The organism is Nocardia sp. NPDC052001, assembly GCF_040680615.1.
In the GTDB taxonomy this organism is placed as follows: domain Bacteria; phylum Actinomycetota; class Actinomycetes; order Mycobacteriales; family Mycobacteriaceae; genus Nocardia.
The window spans coordinates 106,537-126,979 of sequence record NZ_JBFAXC010000015.1 but is presented as its reverse complement, the minus strand read 5'-3'; the positions used below and the strand labels follow the sequence as shown (position 1 = coordinate 126,979).

The window sequence follows — 20,443 nt, the reverse complement described above, 5'->3', positions numbered from 1 at the left end:
GAAGCAGCTCAGGATCACCGTCGAGGTCCACCCCTTACCCTGACCTTCGATCAGCGCGTAGGTGATCGCGAAGAGTGCGACCGTAGAGGTCACCAGGCCGGGGAGATCGAGTCGCGGCCGCGATCTGTACCAACGCGCTGCGGACCACGACCGCTTTGGTGCTCGGTGAGCCCGGCGCGGCCACCCCACAGCAGAGCCCCGACGAGGCGGCCGAATCCAGCCGCCGCAAGCGTCTGACGCTGGAAAGTCTTCCCCCGCAACGTTATCCGAACGTCGTGCAGGCGGCGCCGTTCCTGACGTTCTGTGCCGACCCGGAGGATCACTACACCTTCGGCGTCGACTTCTTCATCGGCGGAATCGCCGCCCTCCCACTCCCCCGGTAGGCGGGCGGCGAATCGCGTTCTAGGAGTTCAGGTGTACCGGCAGTGAGCCGTGGCCGTTGGAGATGAACGACGCGATCGAGCCGAGTTCGGCCGGATCCTTGGCCAATTGCATCGCCGGGAATCGCGCGAACAGCGTCGACAGCGCGATCTCGGCTTCCAGCCGGGCCAGCGGCGCACCCAGGCACAGGTGGACGCCGTAGCCGAAAGCCAAGTGTGCCTTGTTCTCTCGCGTCACATCGAACTCGTCGGCGGTCTCGCCGTGGATCTTGGGGTCCCGGCCCGCGGCGGCATAGGAGGCGAGAATCGGTTCGCCCGCGGCGATGTGGACCGGTCCCGCATCGGTGGCGACGTCGATGTCCTCGACCGCGTAGCGCAGCGGCAGGTGCGCGACGGGCGCTTCGAATCGCAGCGCTTCCTCGACCACATCTGACCAGGTCACCTCGCCGGCGTCGAGCTTGGCGCGCTGTTCAGGCTGGGTCAGCAGCAGGAAGATCGCCTGATCGAGCAGGTTGACGGTGGTCTCGTGACCGGCGCTGATGACCAGCAGCAGGGTGTCGACCAATTCCTGTTCGGTCAGCGCGGAGCCGTCATCCTCATCGCGGTGGGCGATGAGTACGCTGGTCATGTCATCGGCCGGATGCTCGGTGCGATAGGCGACCAGTTCGCGCAGAATGCGTTGCATTTCAACGAAATTCGCCTGCGCCTGTTCGGCGGTGAAGGTGGTGTCGAAGATGCCGTCGACGCAGGTGCGCAGACCCGCGTGCAGGGATTCGGGCACTCCCATCAGCTCTGAGATGACCCCGATAGGCAAAGGGTAGCAATAGCTTTCGCGCAGATCCACGGGCTGTCCGGCCGGGGTCTCGGCGAGCTTGTCCAGCAGATCCGAGGCCAGCGCCTGCACCTGCGGCCGCATCGCCTGGGTGCGGCGCGAGGTGAACGCGGGCCGCACCAGCTTGCGCAGCCGAGAGTGGTCGCTGCCGTAGGCGGTGAACATATTGGCCACCGCGACCCAGGTGTACAGCGGCCAATCCTGGTCCACCGCACCGGAAATGAAGGCGGGCCAGTGTTGGCGGGCATCCTTGGAAACGCGGGGATCGCGCAGCAGATCGTGCAGGATCTCCTGATCGGTGACCGACCAGGCGCGAACCCCGCCGGGTAGCTCGACCCGCGCGATCGGGCCGCGCGCGCGAATAAGCGCGGACTCGCCTTGAATATCTTTGCCGGCCGGGTCCAGAACCAGCGGTGTCGTGTGCTCCATCGTCATTTCCTCACTCGGGGGCTACGGCATTTGCGGAGTTGGCGGGAATTCGACGGGCAACGCGGTCAACGCTCGGTGGAACGGGCCGGGCCGCCAGACGAGATCATCGATGGCGACGGCCAATCGGAGTTCAGGCAGTGCGTCGAGCAGGTAATCGATTGCGTCCATGGCGATCTGGTAGCCGAGCTGGCGAGCCGGGCACTGATGTGGACCGCCGCCCCAGGCCAGATGCGACCGATTGCCGAAGCGATCCATGCGATCGAGCCGAATGGTGGGATCGGCATTGCAGGCGGACATGCTGATCAGCACCGGCTGGTGCGCGGGCAGCCAGACGCCGTCGATGAGCATCGGCTGCGGCGGGTAGCTGACGCAGTAGTTGGCCATCGGCGGACTGGCGAACAGCACCTCATCCAGTGCGTCGCGGGTCGAGAGACTGCCGCCGATCAGATCACCGGCGAATCGCTCGTCGGTCATCATCAGCAGCAGCGCGTTCGAGATCAGATGCACCTGCGGTTCGCTGCCCGCGCCGTGCAGGGTCACCAGCTGATGGATGATCTCCTCGGTGCTCAGGTCGGTGGACCGGATCATCTCGGAGGTCATGTCATCGCCGGGTTCGGCGCGCTTGCGCGCGATGTGCTCGGCCAACGCCGCCGCCATCATGTTGCTTCCGGCCTCGGCCTCGCCACCGGAGTCGAACATCATCGCCATACCCGTGGAGACTTGTTCGAGGGTGTCGTCGTCGAACCCCAGAATGACCGCCAGCACCCGATACACCAGCGGATAGATGTACTGGCCCAGCAGATCCGCCTGCCCGGTCCTGCTAGCGAACGCGTCGATCAACGGTCCGGACAGCCGTTCGATGACCGCGTGCATACCGTACAGATCGACGGTATCGAGTGCGGAGACATTGGCCGCCCGGTAGCGTGTGTGCTCATATCCGCTGCTGCGCAAGGCATTCGGCCGCCACTCCAGCATCGGCTTCACCGGGCATCCGGCGGGCACCGAGTCCTGCCAGATGCGCGGATCGGCCGGAAAATGCTGCGGATCGTTGAGAATACGCACCGCGGTCGCGTAACCGATGACCAGGGTGGCGGGCACCCCTGGCGCGAGTTCGATCGGCACCAGCGGTCCGTACGCGGCGCGCCAACGCTCGTAGATCGTGTACGGATCCTTGGCGAATTCCTCGGTGTACATGGGTTCGGGCGGGCCGCCACCTGCCAATATCGGCCCGGCCGTGTGGACCTGCGTCGAAGGCGCGGGCGCGGGCCCGGGCTGGTTCGAGATGGTCACAATGCTCCCTCTGCGAAGGTGTATTGACGGACGATCAGGACCCAGCGCGTCACATCGGTTGCCCCGGAACCGTTTTCACTGCGTCATTCCCTACGTTAGCCAACGAAGTGCTGTGCCGCAGCTTATTCCGGGACGGCTTCGCGCACCGCCTTCGCAATCGGGTCGGCCGCAGGTGCTAGACCAGCGTTTTACCGGCCAGCTGCCGCTCACGCATATCGCGCACGTAGTTCTCGAAGGGGTATAGACGCCATCGCTCGGGCATTACCCGCAGAGCGCAGCCGAGGACGCGCATGACGGTCTCGAAGGTGCGCTGGCGGCGTGGACTCCAATGCACCCCGAGGTCATCGCGGAAGCTTTGCGGCAGAAAACCGATGGTGAAGAAGCGATTCAGCCCCGCGAACGCGAACTGGGGGCCGCGCCCGAAAGCGCCGAGATTCACGACCTGGTCGAGGAGATACCGCTTGACCTCGGGGTCGAGGGAGAGCTGGGGCAGCATGGAGTCCCAGTACTCGGCGAACGCGGCGCGGTCGACGGGCCACAGCTCCGGTCGCACCTGCAAGGTCGTGCCGAAACGGCTGCCTTGCCGATACAGGTCGTCGGCGGTCGCCTCGTCGATCGGGCCGAAGAACAGTTCCATGTAATCGGCGACGCCCCGGTAGATGCAGGCGGCAACCCACAGTTGCAGCTTGGGATCGAATGCGTTGTAGCGCAACGCACTTCCGGGCTCGGATCGCACATATCGATGGACCGAATCGATCGCGTCCCGATACGCGACGCGGTCCTGCTCGCTTCCGATCATCGCCACGGCGAGATAGGTCAGTGTCGTGCGCCCGCGCTTGCCCGGCCGCATATCGAAGCGGCCACTGGCCACCGGGCTCTCCACCACCCCGCGCCCGACGGCGGGCAGGCTCAACTGCATCACCACATTGGCGGGACCGCCCAGCAGCGCGCCGAGCCCGATCATGTAGCGCCGCCGCCGCGCGGCAGCGTGAATCTCGTTGTCGGAGTCTGATTCTCGGGAGTGGTGCAGCGGTGCCGCCATGGAAGTCCCCATCGAGGTAGTGAGAAAGAATATGCCTCAGTTTCTCAACGCGAGCATGGTTGGTCAACTCCGAGGGTTGTCACACGCACGGACTCGGCGGTGTCGTCAACCCGGTGCCGAGCGCGCCGCGAAGGATGCGGATACGTTGCCTGTCGTGCACCGACGTCAGAACCGCAGCGCCACGAACCGCGCGCACCCCGTGGAAGCAGGGCGTTGTCCAGCTTGATCGTCACGATCGGCAAACTCGCACCGGTGGCATTCCTGTTCGCCGCCGGTGCGCTGTTCGCCCGTCGTGGCATTATCGGCGGGGAGGTGTCGAAGGCGTTCTCCGAGTTCGCGTTCCGCTTGGCCATCCCCGCGTATCTGCTGGGCAGCCTGTATGTCGCGGACCTGCGCCGGGTGTTCAATGTGCCGGCGCTGGCCGCGTACACCTGCACCGCGATCATCGCGGCGGCCGCGGTGGCGGTGATCGCCCGGATGCGTGGCCGCACGACCCGCGAGATCGCGTTGCGCATCATGGCTGCCTGCCAGGTCAATACGGCCTACATCGCCATCCCGGTCTTCGGGCTGTTGTTCGGGGATGCATCCCCGATCTTCCCGGTGATCCTGTTGCAGGTGTGCGTGCTCACCACGATCGTGATCGCCATCATGGAATCCGCATCCCGCGACTCCGGCGATCAAGGCAGAACCATTGTGCGACAGGGCATTCGGGCGGCATTGACCACGCCGCTCGTACTGTCGTGCTGGGTGGGTATCGCCGCCAACCTCGCGAATGTCCCTGCCCCGCAATGGTTGCTCGACTGTCTGTCGATGGCGGGCGCGGCGGCCGCGCCGGTGGCATTGTTCGCGCTCGGTCTGCACCTGGGTGCCACCGGACTACGGCTACACGCCGCCGACCCCGATGAATACTGGCTGATCGCCTGCAAGTGCGTCGGATTTCCGCTGCTCGCATTCACGTTGGCGCACTTCGTCTTCCATCTCTCCCACCCGTGGCTGGGCTATGTGGTCTTGATCGCCGCCATGCCCAGCCCGCAAAACCTGTTCATCTTCGCCCAGACCTACGACACCGATATCGACCTCGCCGCATCGATCGTGGTCAAGTCAACGATCGTGACACTGATGCTGCTGCCGCTGTGGGCGGTGGCGTCTGCGCGGATGTAAAGTCTCGAACCCGCTTATCGCGGGTGGGAATGCCACGAGCGGGTAGCAGGGCAGAAGGTGGCATCTTGACCCCGTGAGAGCGAATGTCGAAGGAGTGGCGAGCAATCCGAGCACGCCCGAGGAGTTGCTGCTGCGAATTCTGGCCGCCGATTGTGCGGGTGCGGCAGCGGTGGCGACCCGGCCCGAACTCCCCGACCCGATTTACGACGCGGTGGTCGCACACCGCGATCTGGATATTCGAGGGTTGCTGGCGCGCAGTGCATTCGCGCCAGCACGGCAGCGGGCGCGGTTGGCCGACGATTCGAGCGCCGTCATCCGGCTGTTCGTCGCCGCCGGACCGACCACGTTCCGCACCAAGGTGGAACCGCTGCCCGATCACACCTACCGCGAGCTCGTCGCCGACCCGTCTCCGGCCGTGCGATCCGCGGCCTGCCTGACCTGGCCCAATCCGCCTGCGGCGGTGCTGGACCTGCTTCTGCATGACCCCGACCCCGAAACGCGCACCGCGGCGGCCACGCGCAGTTGGCGGCGGCTGCCGCACCTGCTGACCCAAATAGCTACTGCGAGAGACGATTTGGTGCACCTATGGTCGGAGGCGATCGCGACCGCACCGTTGGATCCCGCGACTGTCGCAGCGCTGTTGTCCCGAGATGAATGGGTGCGGCGACTGCTGGCCGAGAACCCATATCTGCCGGGTGAAGCCATCGCCAGGCTGATCGCCGATCGTAGTCACGATGTGCGCGTGGCGGTGTCGATGCGACAGGAGCTGGGCGACCGGGTGCGGGAGATCATCGCCGTGGACATCGACCCGGCCGAACAGATCACCCCCGCGTTCTGGCCCAGCACCACCGATAACCCCGCCCTCATGCGGCGAGCGGTCGAGTCCACCCATCTGGGCCTGCGCCGCAGCGCCGCCTACAACCCGCGGTTACCCAGAAATCTCGTGCACCGGCTCGCGGCCGATGAGGATGCGATGGTCCGGCTGATCCTGTGCGAGACACACCCTTACGCCCCCGCCGACGTGCTCTGGGAGGTGCTCCGCGAAACCCGCATGATCACCCGCGCCGACCTGATCACCCACCCCAACTTCCCGGTCCACCGCCTCCGCGAACTCGCCGCCAGCCCCGACCCCACCGAACGCTCCCTGGTAGTCCACGACCCCATCGCCTCAACCGAGTTGATCGAACGCCTCAGCCACGACATCGATCCCCGAGTCCGCCGCGCCACCGCCGCGGACCCCCGCCTCAGCCGCCGCCGCCTCCTCGAACTCCTCGACGACCCGACCACCTCCTACGGCGCGGTCCGCAACCCCACCCTCCCCCTGCCGATCATGGAATCGGTCCTGTCCGCCGCCGGAATCGCATGATGCTGATCCAGCTCGACATCAGTCGCGAGGGGTCGGCGAACTCTCGTCGATCACTCGGTAATAGCTCATCCGAAACGGTTGCAGCAGCGCGCGCATGAAGGAGATGCCGTCGTCGGGGTGCACCCTTTGTGGTTCGCCGAGAATCTCGACCCCGGCGGTGTGCCACTGCCGCGCCAGAGCACACCCTTCCGGCACGAGTTCACTCAGCTGCGCGCGCCCGTTCACCAGGCGAAATTCAGCCACCCGATGTGGCTGCCCCCAAGTGCCGAGGTCGTAAACCACGACAAGAGTGGGAGCGGATGAAGTGGTGTCTGGCATGAAATCCTTCGCTGGACGATTCGGTCGAAAAGGGTGCGGGTTATCAGACGCTGGTGAAGATTCCCGGCCAGGCCCTGCCGGTGATCATCCCATCGGCTTGAATCTCCGCCAACCGTCGTTGCGCTCCTTCGATCGCGTTTGCACTGAGCCGGGGCATTCCAGGGCCGAAGTCCCCGAGTAGCTCGGGCAATCGATCAGGGTGAACCGCGCGCACCTGCGCCAGGACGTCAGGGTGCAACGGTTGTCCCTGATGTTCGACGACAAAGTGCGACCGGATCCCCCATGTCGGATCAGGGGCTTCCGGGAAGGACAGGTCGCGATCGATACCAACCAGGTCACCGTTTCGAAATCGCGGATCGCCCAAGGCTGTTCGATAGTTGCCGAGACCGCCGTCGGTATAGCCCGTCACGTAGTCGAGTACGGCCATCTGTTGCTGCTGCACCTCCGGATATTGGCGCACCGTACGCATTTCGGTGGAGCGAACAAATTCCTGGACCAGACCTTTGCCCAACGGTCCGTCGGCGATGATCGTCGGAGGAATTCTCGGCATGCCGAACGCTTCACTCAACCGGTACGCGCCCTCACCTCTGATCGCGAGCTGGCCACGCTCATGTGGAATCCCCTCGCGCCAATGCCGTTCTCGATCCAATGGCCTGTAGACGGTGTTGATGGTGCGTACGCCATCCGTGGACGGTAGGAATTGGACCGGGTCGCGGGTCAAGACGTGACCTTCCGGAATGTGCAGACTCTGGGCACGCATCTGCGCGGCCCGCTCGCTGAGGGGCTCGAGTCGGCCGGAACCGGCCGATTCCAGTCGGGACGCGGATGCGGAGGAAGAATCCGCCGCGAACAGCGCGGCGGATTCGCGATCGACGTTCCGCGCGCCTCCGCCCGTGCTCCGGACGACCCCGTTCACCTCGCCCCTGATACTTCGGTCGGCGGCCGAAAATTCGTCGAATTTACCGCTGATTCTCTGCGCGGCTCGACGGAACAGTGCGGCCAGTTCCGATTTCATACCCGTCTCTGCGTCCCATGCCGGGTACTGATCGTCGCCGAAGGGATTCGCGAGAACCGGCGTTCGCAGGCTATTCCAGGACCAGGGGCATTCCCAACTCTGGGAATTCAGTTCGGCGGTTGGCCACCCAGGAAGTAGACGACCTCCCAGAGGTGTCCGTCGGGGTCGGCGAAGTAGCCCGCGTAGATGCCCCAGGGGCGTTCCAGCGGTGCGCGCACGATGGTGCCGCCTGCGGCTTGCGCGCGTTCCAGGATGCGGTCGACTTCGTTTCGGTCAGAGACGAAGCAGCCCAGGCTCATCGGCGAGCCGGTGATGCGTTCGGGCGCGACTCCGGCGTCCTTGGCCAGGTTCTCGCGCTCGTACAGCGACAGGATCAGCCCGCTGTCGAGGGTGAACATGGCGACCGCGCCGCCGGGGGTGGTGTCGTCGGCCTCGAATTCGGTGCCGATGATGCCCGGAGAGGACAGCTCGAGCGCTTCCCGGTAGAACCGTAGGGAGCGTTCGAGATCGTCGACGCCGAGGGTGAGTGCGGCGATATTCGCTTTCAACGGTGTGCCTCCTGACTGAATACCTTCGGTCGGTCCTGAAGCTAACTGTTCAGCGGCCGCGTGGTCTTGAACGAATCGGACAGGCCGTCGGCCATGGAGCAACACCGGTGGTGTCAGGGCAGGCGGATGGGCATGAGCACATATACAAAGCCGTCGCGTTGACCGGCAGGGTTGGGGTGAGCAGGGCGCAGGACCGCGGCCCGGGAAGGTCCGTTGAGCGCGAGTTCGACGGTTTCGGTGCGCATCGCGGTGAGGCCGTCGAGCAGGTAGCGGGGGTTGAAGGCGACGGTCAAGGGGTCGCCGTCGAATTCGCCGGCGATGGTTTCCTCGGCGTTGCCCTCACTGTCGTTTCCCGCTGTGAGGCGGGTCTTTTCGGTGGTGCAGGTCAGTTGGACCTGTGCGCCGCGGGGGGAGAGCAGTGAGACTCGTTTGACGGCGTCGGCCAGGGCGGCGCTGGGGAAACGGGCGGTCGCGGTGCGGCGGTCCACGAGGTATCCCTGATAGGGCGCGTAGGCCATATCGAGGGTGCGCAAGGTGGCCCGGCGACTGTCCGATGCGAGGCCGAGGACGGTTCGAGCTGGGCCGCAGGCGATTTCGAGCTGTGAGCCGGACAGGGCTCGACTGGTGTCGGCGAGGGCGCGGGCCGGAATCAGCACGGAGGCCGGTTCGTCGCCTGCGATCGGGGTGCTCGGTTGCCAGTCGAGTTCGCGGATCGCTATGCGGAAGCGGTCGGTGCTGACCAATCGCAGGAAGTCGGCGTGGAATTCGAGGTTGATGCCGAGCAGCATCGGGAGTGTGTCGTCTTTGCCTGCCGCTACGGCGACCTGGGTTACAGCGTCGCAGAACTCGGTGTAGTCGACGGTGCCCGTGGTCGGCGGGTGAGGTGGCAGTTCCGGGTAGTCCTCGGCGGTCATCAGCGGCAATGTGAATCGTGCTGGTCCGCAGACGATTTCGAGCTGTTCGCCGCTGTCGCACAGGTCCACCGGATGAGCGGGCAGCGACTTGGCGATCTCGGTGAGCAGGCGTCCGGAGACCAGCACCTCGCCGGGCTCACTGACTTCGGTGCCGGATATCGCGGCGTGCGAAGAGATCTCGTAGTCGAACGCAGCCACCGATGCTGAATTCGCCTCTGCCCGTAGCCGAATGCCCGCCAGCACGGGGACAGACGGGCGGCGCGGCACCGCCGGGCCGACGACCGATAGCGCCTCGGTCAGGCAGTCGCGTTCGACACGTATTTTCATCGGGGTTCTTCCTCGTCCAGGGTGCGATGTTCCAGGCGACGATGCAGTGCGGCGGCTCGGGCGTGTGCGGCCTGTTTGGAGCGATGGCCGAAGGCTTCGGCGATCCAGCTCCAGCTGTTGCCGTGTTCGCTTGCGGCGCGCATGAGTTCGAGTTCCAGGCGATCCAGTTCGGTGCGCGCGGCCATCAGTTGGATGACCGCGGCGTAGATGACGCGATGCGGCAGCTCGGCGGTGTCGTCGGCGGCCAGCCGGTCCAGGACCGCGCGCACGACGGCTGCCGGATTGTGCTGGGGCGCTTGGCTCGACGGCGGCGCGGTGGTTGCCAGCCACTCGGTGAGCAGCGCCGCATCCGGGTGTTCGGGATCGGGCATGGTCGGAGCATACCTCGAGCGTCAAAGAATTTTTGACGGTCGGGTATTGACCTCCGGCTGATGCGTTGAGAAGCTTCGGGTTCCATTTACTCATCGATGAGGAGAGCGCGGATGAGCGACGGCGATGCGGGCGTGACGGAGTACTCGACGATCACCTATGCGGTCGCCGACGCGATCGCGACTATCACGCTGAACCGGGCGCACGCGCGCAACGGATTCACCCTCACCATGGCCGATGAGCTGGGTGCCGCGGTGACGGTCGCCGACCGCGACGACTCGGTGCGAGTGATCCTGCTGGCGGCGGCGGGCGAATACTTCTGCGTAGGAATGGATTTCGCGGAGCCTTCGATAGGCGATACCACCGACCCGGACTGGGATGAGCCGTCCACGCGCGTGGTCCGGCCGATCGTGAACTCGAACAAGCCGGTCATCGTGGCGATCCAGGGCGCGGCCGTGGGCGTCGGCATCTCCATGACGCTGGCGGCGGACTTCCGATTGGCCAGTGCGGAAACCAAATTCGGGTTCGTCTTCGCTCGTCGCGGACTGTATCCCGAAGGCGCGTCGACCTGGTTCCTGCCGCAGCTGGTCGGCCTGGCCAAAGCCAAGGAATGGATGCTCACCGGCCGAATCATCAGCGCCCAGGAAGCTTTGGACGCGGGCCTGGTGACCAGCCTGCACACACGCGAGGACCTCCTGCCCGCCGCATACGAGTTGGCCCGGGACATCGCGGTGAATATCGCTCCGACCTCGGCGGCGGTCATCCGCCGCGCCCTGGTGGCCATGACGGCCCACGGCGATCCCGAAGCGGCATTCGCCTTGGACCGCAAGACGATTCCGCACGCCTCGACCAGTCCCGATCTGGCCGAAGGCATCTCATCGTTCCTGGAGAAGCGCCCGCCGCGCTTCACCGGTGTGGCGCACACGGACGTGCCGGACCTCGAGGACTGGCTGCGCTGACCCGGCCTAGTCCGGCGCGGACCAGAGATGGTCCAGCACCAGCAACAGGAAGTTGCGGGCGTAATTCTCCGGCCCGTCGGGCGTCTCCACACCCGAACTGCTCGGCCTCATGAACCGCCCCGATATCGACGTCTTTGTCAGCCCGCCGGACCTACCCCCCGAACCGCCCGCCGACCGAGCCGCCCGCGCCCGCCCCATCCCCGGCATCGAATTCGACCCCCGAACCCACACCATCCCCAACAGCCGAGGCCGCGTCCTCACCCCCACCGGCACCCCGATCCCCGGCGTCTACACCGCCGGATGGATCAAACGCGGCCCCGTCGGCGTCATCGGCACCAACCGCACCTGTGCGGAGGAAACCGTCGCCTGCCTGCTGGTCGACCACCGCGCCTGCCTGCTGACCTGACCGACTTGCGGGGTCAAGACTATCGCCGGACCATGCCTTCAGCGGTGTCTCATCGATAGACCGGCCAGGCGCACTTCAACGTACTGCTGGGCAGCCACCAATCGCGGGTATGGCGATGTGCACGGGTCGTGGATCGTCGAACTCTTCTCAGCGCGTCCGCAATTCAGGTCGATGCAGTCCTCGTCCCGGGAACTGTTCACCCATCGTCAGGGCGGATCACTGCGCAAACCCGATCATCTTCCTCGAGCTCTTTCGGCCAGTGCGGCGAGCTGGTCGTAGTCGGTGCGTGCCCGGTGCAGGTAGATGAGATACCGCGTTCTCTCACTGCTGCGCACAAGTGCGGTTCGGCGCACCGCGCCGTAGGCGTCAGCCAGTTGTTCAATGGCGGGTGCGATCGATTTCAGATCGTCGTACGCCTCGGCTACCTCGCTGAGCAGACGGATCCGCACCATCCGTTTGACGTCGATGCCGAGTTCTTCGAGGGCGGCATCGCCTGTCTCGCTGGATGCGGTGGTGATGTAGCCATCGTCGATCATGCGGAGATTAATCAGATTGTCGGGAGTAACCCAATCGTCTAGGCGGCACAAAAGCCATGCTGCACGCAAGATCTGGGCGTCCGGATCTGCCGGGTCAAACTGGCCGTCCATCGCGTCGATCAGCTCGCGCGAGGTGGGGATCATCGGCGCACCCCCAAAACGCAGTCCAAGGCGGTCGCATACTGGCGGCAGGCCGGTCCGTGCGGGGCATGGGCGTCGAGAACCCAGCGGGCTTCGTCCAAACCCATCGGTGGCGGGGTGTCGTGACAGTAGCGATGTCGGTTGTGCCACTGTTGTTTTCGTTCGCCTACGTTCATCGTATTCTCCTGGGCCGGATGGCTCCGGTTCCAACCAGAACGTCGAAGGCTGCGGCTTTACGTGCGCAACCCTTCGTGCCGCAACTGCGGTGTCGCTTGATGGCATCAATCGGGTGATCAACCTTCCGTAGCGGGTGGCTCGCGACTTGCGGGGCGGTGTGGTCGGGCACGGAGAGCGGCAGTCGCACTGACGCGTATGCAATCGTCGCGAGGGTCGCGATCATGCCCGGGATGAAGATCGATGTCGTCAGCATCGGGTCCTCGAAGGGTCTCGGCGTTTATGAGGTAAGGCGGCGCCGATGACCGGGCCCTGCCGAGGTGGTGGTGCGTTCGTTACTACGCATCATTTGGTCGGCAGATCACCCCATTGAAGGGGGCGGGGGCATCCGGACATCGCTCGCTCAAACGAACGTAAACCCGCGCCGGGCAATGGAAGTAACACCGTGAGTGCTACTTCTGAATCGAATTCTCGGTACGCTCGATGTCGGGGATTCATCAAAGGAAGCGAAATGGATGAGACGCTCGGTGAGCGCATTCAGCGCCGCCGCGGAAAGGCCATCACTCAGGCGAGGCTCGCCGAGTTGGCGGGCATCAGCAAGTCCATGATCGCCCAGATCGAGCAGGACAAGAAGCGGCCCTCGATCCCTGTCTTGCAGCGGATTGCACGAGCGTTGGATATCGATGTCAGAGACCTGATGGGGATCACCCATAGCGCTCCCTCCGGCGACCTCGATGCGGGGATAGTCGCGATCCGCCGTGCACTGACACCTGTAGATGACCTGATGGGCGGGCCGGACCTGGACGGTCTCGACATCTCACTGACAGCTGCCCAGCGCGCGGTCGATCGAGCGTGGGGCGCTTACTCGTTCGGCCGGTTCGACGATCTCCAGGGATTGCTACCGTTGGGAATTACCGAGGTGCGTGCTGCCGCGCACGCCGCGCAGGGCGGCGAGGTGCCACGAGCGCAGGAGATTCTCGCGCGCATGAACTGGGTCGCGGGCTGCGCGCTGGTGCACTTCGGTCAGCAGGATCTGGCCTCGATCGCGATCCGAAATGCGCTGGACGCAGCTGAGAAAGGCAATGACGAGCTGCTGGTGGCGGCCCTGCGCGGCAGCGTGTCGTGGCAGCTGCTTGTGTCCGGCCGTCACGAGGAAGCGCACAGAGTTGCACTGAAGGCGGCAGAGTCGGTCGAACCTCGCGGTGAGGTCTTCGAACAGCATCTCGCGGTGCATGGTGCGCTTCTGTTGCAGGGCGCAACCGCAGCCGGCCGGTGGCAGCACGTACCCGAGGCGTTGGCATTGGCCGATGAGGCTGGCATGGTCGCCAAACGGATCGGCCGAGACACCAAGTGGTACGAGAGCGACTTCGGCCCGAGCCAGCAGGTGATGCAGACAGTCGACATCAACATCAGCAACGAGCGGTTCGGTGAAGCCCTCAAGGTCGCGAAGAAGATGCCACACAACGGGATTGGTCTAGCACCCGTCGCGCAGGGGCGGCATCTGGTCGACAAGGCAGCGGCCGCCGTGCAGATGGGCCAGTATCAGCTGGCGCTCGACATGCTGCTCACCGCGGAACGCGTTGTCGGCAAGGAGTGGGTGCGCTACCAAACGCTCCTGCGGACTGTGGTCGGCGTACTGCTGCACCATAATCGCCAGAACGCGCTGCGTGAGCTCGCCCGTCGTGTCGGAGTGACGTCGTAGTCGGTGTGGGAATCCGATAGCCCTCAATCCTTCGTTTCATGCCCGCCCGAAGTCAGAGGAGCGTCGAGAACCACCATGCGTCGCCTGGAACGCCCCGAAATAGACGCCCTGCTGAATCTGGATGTCGTTGCGCGCCTTGCCACGATCGACTCCGACGGATATCCGCATGTCACCCCGATCTGGTTCGTCTGGGAGAGTGGCCGTTTCCACCTGACCAGCTTCTCGACCCGTCCGCATCTGCGCCGAATCGCGCGAAATCCGAAGGTGGGTTTGGTCATTGATATCGAGGGCGAGTTGCGGACGGATGGGGAACGACCGAACAGGCAGGTTCGTGTGATCGGGGACGCGAGTATCGCCGAACGCGCTGTCGACCAGCAAAGATCGCTTATCGTGGTCACTCCGCGCGACATCGTCGGAGTCGCCAGCGTGTGATGGCCCATCCGGGGTGCCATTCGACCGCATTCGGCCCGGTGAAAGAATGCGGGGGTGAGTGGGCGTCGGATATCGGTGGTGGGAACCTCGGGTTCGGGGAAGAGTTCGCTGGCGCGGCGCATCTCCGAGGTGCTCGGGATACCGCATATCGAGCTCGACGCGATCCACCATCAGGCCGACTGGACGCCCATGCCCGCGCAGGAGTTCCAGGTGGCTGTCGCCGAACGGCTGGTGTCTGACGCCTGGGTCGCCGATGGGAACTATCACGGCAAACTCGGGGATCTGGTGTGGCGGCGGGCCGATACGGTGCTCTGGTTCGACCTGCCGCGGCACGTGGTCATGCGGCAGATCGTCAAGCGAACCGTCGTCAGGGCGCTCACGCGCCGTGAGCTATGGAACGGCAATCGGGAAGAGTGGCGAAACATGTTCTCGCTCAATCCCGAACGGTCGGTGATCGTGTGGGCCTGGACGACCCACGGTAAGAATCGCGAACGGTATCTCGCCCTGCGGTCCGATCCGGCCTATGGGCATCTCGAGTTCATTCGGCTGCGTTCGCATCGCGATGCCGCGACCTTTCTCGCCGTCCTCAACTGACAGTCGCTTGCCGCCGACTTGCTACTGACGGATTCTTTACGGCATCTTTTAGCTCAGGTGTGCCGGGAAGTCTGGTCGGCGAACGTGATCCGGGAGTCGGTTCGCGCCCTTCGACGTGGGAGAATCCGATGGCCACCGGGTGGACGATCATGACGATTCCGGGTCGGATCGAAATATGGTCCGGCGTCGTATCCTGCAGGTATGCATGCTGCTCAACTCGCCGAGGAATTCCCGGTGGTCACCCTCGATACCAACGCGCTGGACGCGGCCGGGTTGCTGGCCGAGCACCGGTTGCCCGGGATCCTGGTCACCGACAGCGCGGGTATCCCGGTGGCGGTGCTGCCGGCGTCGCAGGTGGTGCGGTTCATCGTGCCCAGTTATGTGCAGGACGATCCGTCGCTGGCGGGTGTGCTGACCGAATCGATGTGCGATCGCATCTCGGACAAGTTGCGCGGCAAGAAGGTTCGCGACGTGATCCCCGACGGGCTCAGCAATGTCCCGGCGGCGGACGCCGGCGATACGGTGATCGAGGTCGCCGCGGTCATGGCCCGCTTGCGCAGTCCACTGCTCGCGGTAATGAAGGGCAAGGAACTGGTGGGCGTGATCACCGCGTCGCGGTTGCTCGCGGCGGTGCTGACCGCCTGCTGAAGCGGCCGCGCCCGATCGAATCGACGATCGGGCGGTGGTCCCGATGACGATGCTCGCGATCGGCGTCTTCATCGTCTCGTACCTGTTCATCGCCACCGAGCGCATCCCGAAAACCCATGCGGCCCTGGGCGGTGCGGCGATCGTGCTCGCGCTCGGGGTGATGGGTTCGCAGGACGCGTTCTACTCCCGCGAGACCGGTGTCGACTGGGACGTCATATTCCTGCTGCTCGGCATGATGATCATCGTCGGGGTGCTGCGCCACACCGGCGTCTTCGAATACACCGCGATCTGGGCCGCCAAGCGCGCCAAGGGATCCGCGCTGCGGATCATGATCCTGCTGGTACTCATCACCGCCATCGCGTCCGCGTTCCTGGACAACGTCACCACGATCCTGCTCATCGCGCCGGTGACTCTGCTGGTGTGCGATCGGCTCGCGATCAACCCCGTGCCATTCCTGATCGCCGAAGTGCTGGCCTCCAATATCGGCGGCGCGGCGACCCTGATCGGCGACCCACCCAACATCATCATCGGCAGCCGGGCCGGCTTGACGTTCAACGACTTCCTGGTCCATATGACACCCATCGTCATCATCGAGATCGCGGTGTTCACACTGATCCTGCCGCGATTGTTCCGCGGCTCGTTCGTGGTCGACCCCGAACGCGTCGCCGATGTCATGGCACTCGATGAACGCGAGGCCATCCGCGATCCGAGACTGCTGATCAAGTGCGGGCTCGTGCTGGCGGCGGTCTTCACCGGATTCATCGGCCATTCGATATTCCATATCGAGCCGTCCGTGGTCGCGTTGCTCGGCGCGGGCATCCTGATCCTGACTTCGCGTCTCCCGCAACGCGATTACCTGGCCGCGGTGGAGTGGGAGACCCTGCTGTTCTTCGCCGGACTGTTCATCATGATCGGCGCACTGGTGAAAACCGGTGTCATCGAACGCCTCGCCGCGGCGGCTACCGACGCCACCGGCGGGAACGCGCTCGCCGCGACCATGCTCATCCTTGGGGTGTCGGCGGTGCTGTCCGGGGTGATCGACAACATTCCCTACGTCGCGACGATGAGCCCGCTGGTAGCGGACCTGGTCGCCGGGATGGATCACAGCACCCCCGGCCATCCGCTGTGGTGGTCGCTGACCCTCGGCGCCGATTTCGGTGGCAACCTCACCGCCGTCGGCGCCAGTGCCAATGTCGTCATGCTCGGTATCGCGCGCCGGGCCGATTATCCGATCTCGTTCTGGGAATTCACCCGCAAGGGCGTCGTCGTCACCGCTATCACGGTGGCGGTCGCCGCCCCGTATCTGTGGCTGCGCTATTTCGTTCTCGCTTGAGTAGAAAGAACTCGTCATCATTTCCGTCGCATCCCCCCAGCAGTATCGGCATGACCTCGATGGGCTGCGTGGCCTCGCCATCGCGCTCGTGGTGGTCTTCCACATCTGGTTCCGCCGGGTGTCCGGCGGGGTGGACATATTCCTGGTGCTCTCGGGATTCTTCTTCACCGGATTGCTGTTGCGGCGCAACGATTCCATCGGCGCGGTGGGTGTGCTGCCGACTCTGCGGCGTACTCTGCGCCGTCTGCTGCCCTCGATGCTCATCGTGCTGGTGGCGGTCGCGGTGGCCACCGTGCTTATCAGTCCGTACACGCGGTGGAACGATGTGGCGGACCAAGCACTGGCTTCGCTGTTCTACTACCAGAATTGGCAACTCGCGCTGTCGTGGTCGGACTATCTCGCGGCCGATCCGTCGGTGAGTCCGCTCCAGCATCTGTGGTCGATGGCGGTGCAGGGCCAGTTCTATCTCGCCGCAGTACTTTTCATCGCAGCGCTGGCGTGGGGATGCCGGCGCATCGGTAAGCCCGCACTGCTGCGTCCGGCGACGCTGATCTTGGCGGTCGTGCTCGGGGCGATGTCGTTCGGGTACGCCGCGCACGGGGCGATCACCCAGCAGGGCTGGAATTACTACGACAGTTTCGCCCGCGCATGGGAATTGCTCGCGGGCATGGCGCTCGCCGTCATCGCCCCGGCGCTGACTCCCTCGCGGATCAGCCGACCCGTACTCGCCGTACTCGGCGTAGCCGGTGTGCTGGCCTGCGGATGGCTGTTCAACGGCGCCAACGTTTTTCCCGGTCCCGCCGCGCTGTTCCCGGTCGCCACGGCGGCCGCGCTGATCATCTCCGGCACCGGGTTGCCCACCGCCGCACTGCCCTGGCCGAACCGGCTGCTCGCCACCCGGCCGATGGTCGAGCTCGGCGCGCTCGCCTATCCGCTGTATCTGTGGCACTGGCCCATGCTCATTTTCTTTCTCATCGAATTCGAGCAGCGCACAGTCAATTTCAGTCAGGGGATAGTGATCATCGGGCTGTCGCTGGTACTGGCCTGGATGACCCATCACGGGATCGAACAGCCGGTGCGGGCGGCATTCCGGCGGGAATCCGGTTCCGCCCCACGCACTTACCGCTGGATCGCGCGAGCGGGGGTGGCGCTCGCGAGCGTGCTGGTGATCGCGGCCGCATCGGTATGGCACGTGATCGTCGATTCCCAGCCCACCGCGCCCGCGGCAGCCCTGGACCCGGTGCTCTATCCGGGAGCCGAGGCATTGAGCGCGGGCATCGCCGCACCACCGGCGACGATGCGCCCGACCGTCTTCGAAGCGCCATCAGAACTGCCGCCGCCCACCCTCCAGGGCTGCATCTCCGATTGGAATACCAGCACCGTCGTCACCTGCGTCTACGGCGATCAGGAATCCGACCGCACACTCGCGGTGGTGGGCAGCTCACACGCCGAGCACTGGCTGCCCGCCCTCGATCTGCTGGCGACCGAAAACCACTTCCGCATCGTCGTCCACCTCAAAATGGGATGTCCCCTCACCGTGGAGGCCGACCCGATGTACCGGGGCGAGTCGAATCCCGACTGCGTCAACTGGTCCCGTGAGGTGATCAACCTGCTCGGCGAGGAGCAACCGGATTGGGTATTCACCACCGGAACCCGTCCCGTGGACGAGGGCGGTGACGAAACCCCCGCCGACTACCTCGACGTATGGAACGAACTCACCGCCCGCGGCCTCGACGTGATCGTCATCCGTGACACACCATGGCTGCGGCACAACGGCATTCGCTACCGCGCCGTCGACTGCCTCAGCAAGGGCGGCGACCGCCTCGGCTGCGGTATGCGGCGCACCGACGCCCTCAACCCCGTCAATCCCGCCATCGAAGCGTCGTCGACCTACCCGAACATCTACCCCATCGACCTCACCGACGCCGTCTGCGAACCCGAGATCTGCCCCGTCGTCGAAGGCAATGTCCTGATCTACCACGACGAACACCACCTCACCGCCACCTACTCCCGCACCCTGGCCCCGGCCCTGGGCCGTCAATTGGCCCCGATCCTCGGCTGGTGGTGAGACCGGGAGAGCGTGCGCGTCGCCATGAGCGCGGTGACGATGCCCAGGGCGGTGAGGACGGTGATACCGATGGTCATCAGGCGGGCCGAGTCGACGGGAGTGGTGTCGCCGAGGCGGATGAGGGTGCCCGCGATGGCCGAGGTGACGGTGTAGGAGATCAGCTGGGTGGTGTTGAGGGCGGCGGCGGCCTTCGCGCCTTCGGCTGGATCGTCGGTGCTGCTCATCGCGGCCACGCTCAGGTGTGGGAAGGCCAGTCCGATGCCCGCGCCCGCCAGGAAGAGCGCCACGGCCCAGATGATCATGCGCGGTGTGGACGCGCCGTCGGTTTGCAGGAGCCCGTAGGCGATCAGGCCGCCGGTGAGCAGCAGCGGTGCGAGACGGATCGCGCGGCGGGCGGCGGCGGGGGCGAAGCTGACGCTGAAGATCTGGGCGACGACCCAGCCGACCGAGAGGGCGGCGCCCAGCAGGCCCGCGATCAGGGGTGAGAGGCCGCCGAGTTCTTGGCCGAACAGGGGGATGAAGTTCTCGGTCATCACGCCCGCGCACAGGGCCGCGACGGTGAGGTAGATCCACTTGAGCGAATTGCCTTGTGCGTACGTGAGTTTCGGGAGCGCGCTGGCCCGGCCTCGTCGCTCGGCGACGAAGAACGCGGCGATCAGCGCGACGCCCACGCCGAGTGCGATCGCGGTGGGCGCACCGGTCGACACCGCGGAGCTGAGGCTGAACGCGGTGGCCGCCAAGGTGAGCAGGGCCAGCGAAAGCACCGGGACGGGAGCCTGATCGGCGGTGGAACCGCCACCGCGCGGCAGCGTCCATCGAGTGAGTCCGGCCAGCACGATCGCGACGGCCATCAGCAACACATACGCCCAGCGCCACGCGCCGAACTCGGCGAAAAGCCCGCCCGAGGCCGGTCCGATGAGCGTCCCCACACCCCACATCGCCGACATCAAACCGGCGGCGCGAGCCCAGAGGTGTTGCGGCAGAGCGGTTCTGATGACCGCATAGCCGAGACCCGCCAGCAATCCGCCACCGAACCCCTGAATCACCCGGCCCACCAGGAGCAATTCCATGGTCGGGCTCGCCGCGTTGATCGCGGCGCCGACCGCGAACACCAGGAACCCGGTCAGATACGCGCTCGCACCGCCCCACGATCCGAGGACTCGGCTCACCAGCATCGACGCGATGACCGCCGCCATGAGGAACCCCGTTGCGACCCAGGCGTAATAGCGGTCGCCACCGATATCGTCCACGATCGACGGCAGCAGCGCGGCGGTGAAATACAGATTCATCGCATACAGCGCGACGCCGCCCGCCAGGATCGACACCACCACGGCATGGCGGCCGGAGAACAGCTCCGACCAGCTGCCGACGCTGTTCGCGGGCGATTCCCGCGGTCGATCATCCGGCTGGTTTGTGCTCTGCACGCTGGCATTCAGGGAATTTCGCGTCACGACAGCTA

21 protein-coding genes are annotated in these 20,443 nt (G+C 65.3%); 11 read left to right on the top strand and 10 right to left on the bottom strand.

Translation table 11 applies throughout. From position 1 onward, the window contains the following. Positions 1-155: 155 nt before the first annotated feature. Complete coding sequence (locus AB0L82_RS39445; protein WP_364649065.1) at positions 156-383, top strand: hypothetical protein; 228 nt, start codon at positions 156-158, stop codon at positions 381-383. Between the two features lie 19 nt (positions 384-402). On the opposite strand, the gene AB0L82_RS39440 is transcribed toward AB0L82_RS39445, so the two are convergent. The 3 genes from AB0L82_RS39440 to AB0L82_RS39430 all read right to left on the bottom strand — a co-directional run bounded on the left by AB0L82_RS39440 (position 403) and on the right by AB0L82_RS39430 (position 3,985). Further along, a complete protein-coding gene (locus AB0L82_RS39440; protein ID WP_364649062.1) occupies positions 403-1,641 on the bottom strand; it encodes a cytochrome P450 in 1,239 nt (412 codons plus the stop codon). A 21-nt stretch (positions 1,642-1,662) separates the two neighbouring features. Continuing rightward, positions 1,663-2,931, bottom strand: coding sequence for a cytochrome P450 (locus tag AB0L82_RS39435; protein ID WP_364649059.1), 1,269 nt, complete (start codon positions 2,929-2,931; stop codon positions 1,663-1,665). 175 nt (positions 2,932-3,106) lie between these two features. After that, positions 3,107-3,985 carry an oxygenase MpaB family protein gene (locus AB0L82_RS39430; protein WP_364649056.1) on the bottom strand — a complete coding sequence of 293 codons (879 nt, stop codon included), beginning with the start codon at positions 3,983-3,985 and terminating at the stop codon, positions 3,107-3,109. A 201-nt stretch (positions 3,986-4,186) separates the two neighbouring features. Between AB0L82_RS39430 and AB0L82_RS39425 the strand changes: the two genes are divergently transcribed. Together AB0L82_RS39425 and AB0L82_RS39420 are read left to right on the top strand one after the other, a co-directional pair. After that, positions 4,187-5,134 (top strand): AEC family transporter, encoded by a 948-nt coding sequence (locus tag AB0L82_RS39425; protein WP_364649053.1) that lies wholly within the window; start codon positions 4,187-4,189, stop codon positions 5,132-5,134. Between the two features lie 73 nt (positions 5,135-5,207). Beyond that, on the top strand, positions 5,208-6,500 hold the full coding sequence (locus AB0L82_RS39420; protein WP_364649050.1) for a hypothetical protein: 1,293 nt from the start codon (positions 5,208-5,210) through the stop codon (positions 6,498-6,500). Positions 6,501-6,518: 18 nt separating this feature from the next. On the opposite strand, the gene AB0L82_RS39415 is transcribed toward AB0L82_RS39420, so the two are convergent. From AB0L82_RS39415 to AB0L82_RS39395, 5 genes are all read right to left on the bottom strand, one after another. After that, positions 6,519-6,782 carry a hypothetical protein gene (locus AB0L82_RS39415; RefSeq protein ID WP_364649047.1) on the bottom strand — a complete coding sequence of 88 codons (264 nt, stop codon included), beginning with the start codon at positions 6,780-6,782 and terminating at the stop codon, positions 6,519-6,521. Positions 6,783-6,861: 79 nt separating this feature from the next. Next, the gene (locus AB0L82_RS39410; protein WP_364649044.1) at positions 6,862-7,833 is read right to left on the bottom strand and encodes a hypothetical protein; all 972 of its coding nucleotides are present in this window, start codon (positions 7,831-7,833) and stop codon (positions 6,862-6,864) included. Between the two features lie 107 nt (positions 7,834-7,940). After that, positions 7,941-8,381, bottom strand: a complete 441-nt coding sequence (locus tag AB0L82_RS39405; protein ID WP_364649041.1) for a VOC family protein — start codon at positions 8,379-8,381, stop codon at positions 7,941-7,943. Between the two features lie 113 nt (positions 8,382-8,494). Next, entirely contained in the window at positions 8,495-9,622 is a 1,128-nt protein-coding gene (dnaN, locus tag AB0L82_RS39400) for a DNA polymerase III subunit beta (RefSeq protein ID WP_364649038.1), read from the bottom strand. After that, positions 9,619-9,993 carry a hypothetical protein gene (locus AB0L82_RS39395; RefSeq protein ID WP_364649035.1) on the bottom strand — a complete coding sequence of 125 codons (375 nt, stop codon included), beginning with the start codon at positions 9,991-9,993 and terminating at the stop codon, positions 9,619-9,621. The genes dnaN and AB0L82_RS39395 overlap by 4 nt, the downstream gene beginning before the upstream one ends. 111 nt (positions 9,994-10,104) lie before the next feature. Between AB0L82_RS39395 and AB0L82_RS39390 the strand changes: the two genes are divergently transcribed. Together AB0L82_RS39390 and AB0L82_RS39385 are read left to right on the top strand one after the other, a co-directional pair. Then, a complete protein-coding gene (locus AB0L82_RS39390) occupies positions 10,105-10,950 on the top strand; it encodes an enoyl-CoA hydratase-related protein (RefSeq protein WP_364649032.1) in 846 nt (281 codons plus the stop codon). Positions 10,951-11,059: 109 nt separating this feature from the next. Continuing rightward, positions 11,060-11,356 (top strand): hypothetical protein, encoded by a 297-nt coding sequence (locus AB0L82_RS39385; RefSeq protein WP_364649029.1) that lies wholly within the window; start codon positions 11,060-11,062, stop codon positions 11,354-11,356. A gap of 233 nt (positions 11,357-11,589) precedes the next feature. Here the strand turns inward: AB0L82_RS39385 and AB0L82_RS39380 are convergent, their stop codons facing one another. After that, on the bottom strand, positions 11,590-12,036 hold the full coding sequence (locus tag AB0L82_RS39380; RefSeq protein WP_364649026.1) for a hypothetical protein: 447 nt from the start codon (positions 12,034-12,036) through the stop codon (positions 11,590-11,592). A 682-nt stretch (positions 12,037-12,718) separates the two neighbouring features. On the opposite strand from AB0L82_RS39380, the gene AB0L82_RS39375 reads away from it, so the two are divergent. From AB0L82_RS39375 to AB0L82_RS39350, 6 genes are all read left to right on the top strand, one after another. Beyond that, positions 12,719-13,909 (top strand): helix-turn-helix transcriptional regulator, encoded by a 1,191-nt coding sequence (locus AB0L82_RS39375; protein ID WP_364649023.1) that lies wholly within the window; start codon positions 12,719-12,721, stop codon positions 13,907-13,909. A gap of 75 nt (positions 13,910-13,984) precedes the next feature. Next, the gene (locus AB0L82_RS39370) at positions 13,985-14,341 is read left to right on the top strand and encodes a pyridoxamine 5'-phosphate oxidase family protein (protein WP_364649020.1); all 357 of its coding nucleotides are present in this window, start codon (positions 13,985-13,987) and stop codon (positions 14,339-14,341) included. A gap of 54 nt (positions 14,342-14,395) precedes the next feature. Continuing rightward, positions 14,396-14,935 (top strand): hypothetical protein, encoded by a 540-nt coding sequence (locus AB0L82_RS39365; protein ID WP_364649017.1) that lies wholly within the window; start codon positions 14,396-14,398, stop codon positions 14,933-14,935. A 201-nt stretch (positions 14,936-15,136) separates the two neighbouring features. Continuing rightward, the gene (locus tag AB0L82_RS39360) at positions 15,137-15,583 is read left to right on the top strand and encodes a CBS domain-containing protein (RefSeq protein ID WP_364649014.1); all 447 of its coding nucleotides are present in this window, start codon (positions 15,137-15,139) and stop codon (positions 15,581-15,583) included. Between the two features lie 43 nt (positions 15,584-15,626). Next, entirely contained in the window at positions 15,627-16,916 is a 1,290-nt protein-coding gene (locus AB0L82_RS39355) for an ArsB/NhaD family transporter (RefSeq protein ID WP_364649011.1), read from the top strand. 88 nt (positions 16,917-17,004) lie between these two features. After that, entirely contained in the window at positions 17,005-18,984 is a 1,980-nt protein-coding gene (locus tag AB0L82_RS39350) for an acyltransferase family protein (RefSeq protein WP_364649008.1), read from the top strand. Here AB0L82_RS39350 and AB0L82_RS39345 read toward each other — a convergent pair. Further along, positions 18,954-20,435, bottom strand: coding sequence for an MFS transporter (locus AB0L82_RS39345; RefSeq protein WP_364649006.1), 1,482 nt, complete (start codon positions 20,433-20,435; stop codon positions 18,954-18,956). The two genes, AB0L82_RS39350 and AB0L82_RS39345, sit on opposite strands and share 31 nt — an antisense overlap. Positions 20,436-20,443 lie beyond the last annotated feature (8 nt).

What these genes read in the sequence shown, in the direction of transcription:
- AB0L82_RS39390 (WP_364649032.1), top strand. Translation starts at nt 10,105, where the DNA reads ATGAGCGACGGCGATGCGGGCGTGACGGAGTACTCGACGATCACCTAT.
- AB0L82_RS39410 (WP_364649044.1), bottom strand. Translation starts at nt 7,833, where the DNA reads ATGAAATCGGAACTGGCCGCACTGTTCCGTCGAGCCGCGCAGAGAATC.
- AB0L82_RS39355 (WP_364649011.1), top strand. Translation starts at nt 15,627, where the DNA reads ATGACGATGCTCGCGATCGGCGTCTTCATCGTCTCGTACCTGTTCATC.
- dnaN (WP_364649038.1), bottom strand. Translation starts at nt 9,622, where the DNA reads ATGAAAATACGTGTCGAACGCGACTGCCTGACCGAGGCGCTATCGGTC.
- AB0L82_RS39370 (WP_364649020.1), top strand. Translation starts at nt 13,985, where the DNA reads ATGCGTCGCCTGGAACGCCCCGAAATAGACGCCCTGCTGAATCTGGAT.
- AB0L82_RS39375 (WP_364649023.1), top strand. Translation starts at nt 12,719, where the DNA reads ATGGATGAGACGCTCGGTGAGCGCATTCAGCGCCGCCGCGGAAAGGCC.
- AB0L82_RS39360 (WP_364649014.1), top strand. Translation starts at nt 15,137, where the DNA reads ATGCATGCTGCTCAACTCGCCGAGGAATTCCCGGTGGTCACCCTCGAT.
- AB0L82_RS39395 (WP_364649035.1), bottom strand. Translation starts at nt 9,993, where the DNA reads ATGCCCGATCCCGAACACCCGGATGCGGCGCTGCTCACCGAGTGGCTG.
- AB0L82_RS39430 (WP_364649056.1), bottom strand. Translation starts at nt 3,985, where the DNA reads ATGGGGACTTCCATGGCGGCACCGCTGCACCACTCCCGAGAATCAGAC.
- AB0L82_RS39385 (WP_364649029.1), top strand. Translation starts at nt 11,060, where the DNA reads ATGAACCGCCCCGATATCGACGTCTTTGTCAGCCCGCCGGACCTACCC.
- AB0L82_RS39380 (WP_364649026.1), bottom strand. Translation starts at nt 12,036, where the DNA reads ATGATCCCCACCTCGCGCGAGCTGATCGACGCGATGGACGGCCAGTTT.
- AB0L82_RS39440 (WP_364649062.1), bottom strand. Translation starts at nt 1,641, where the DNA reads ATGGAGCACACGACACCGCTGGTTCTGGACCCGGCCGGCAAAGATATT.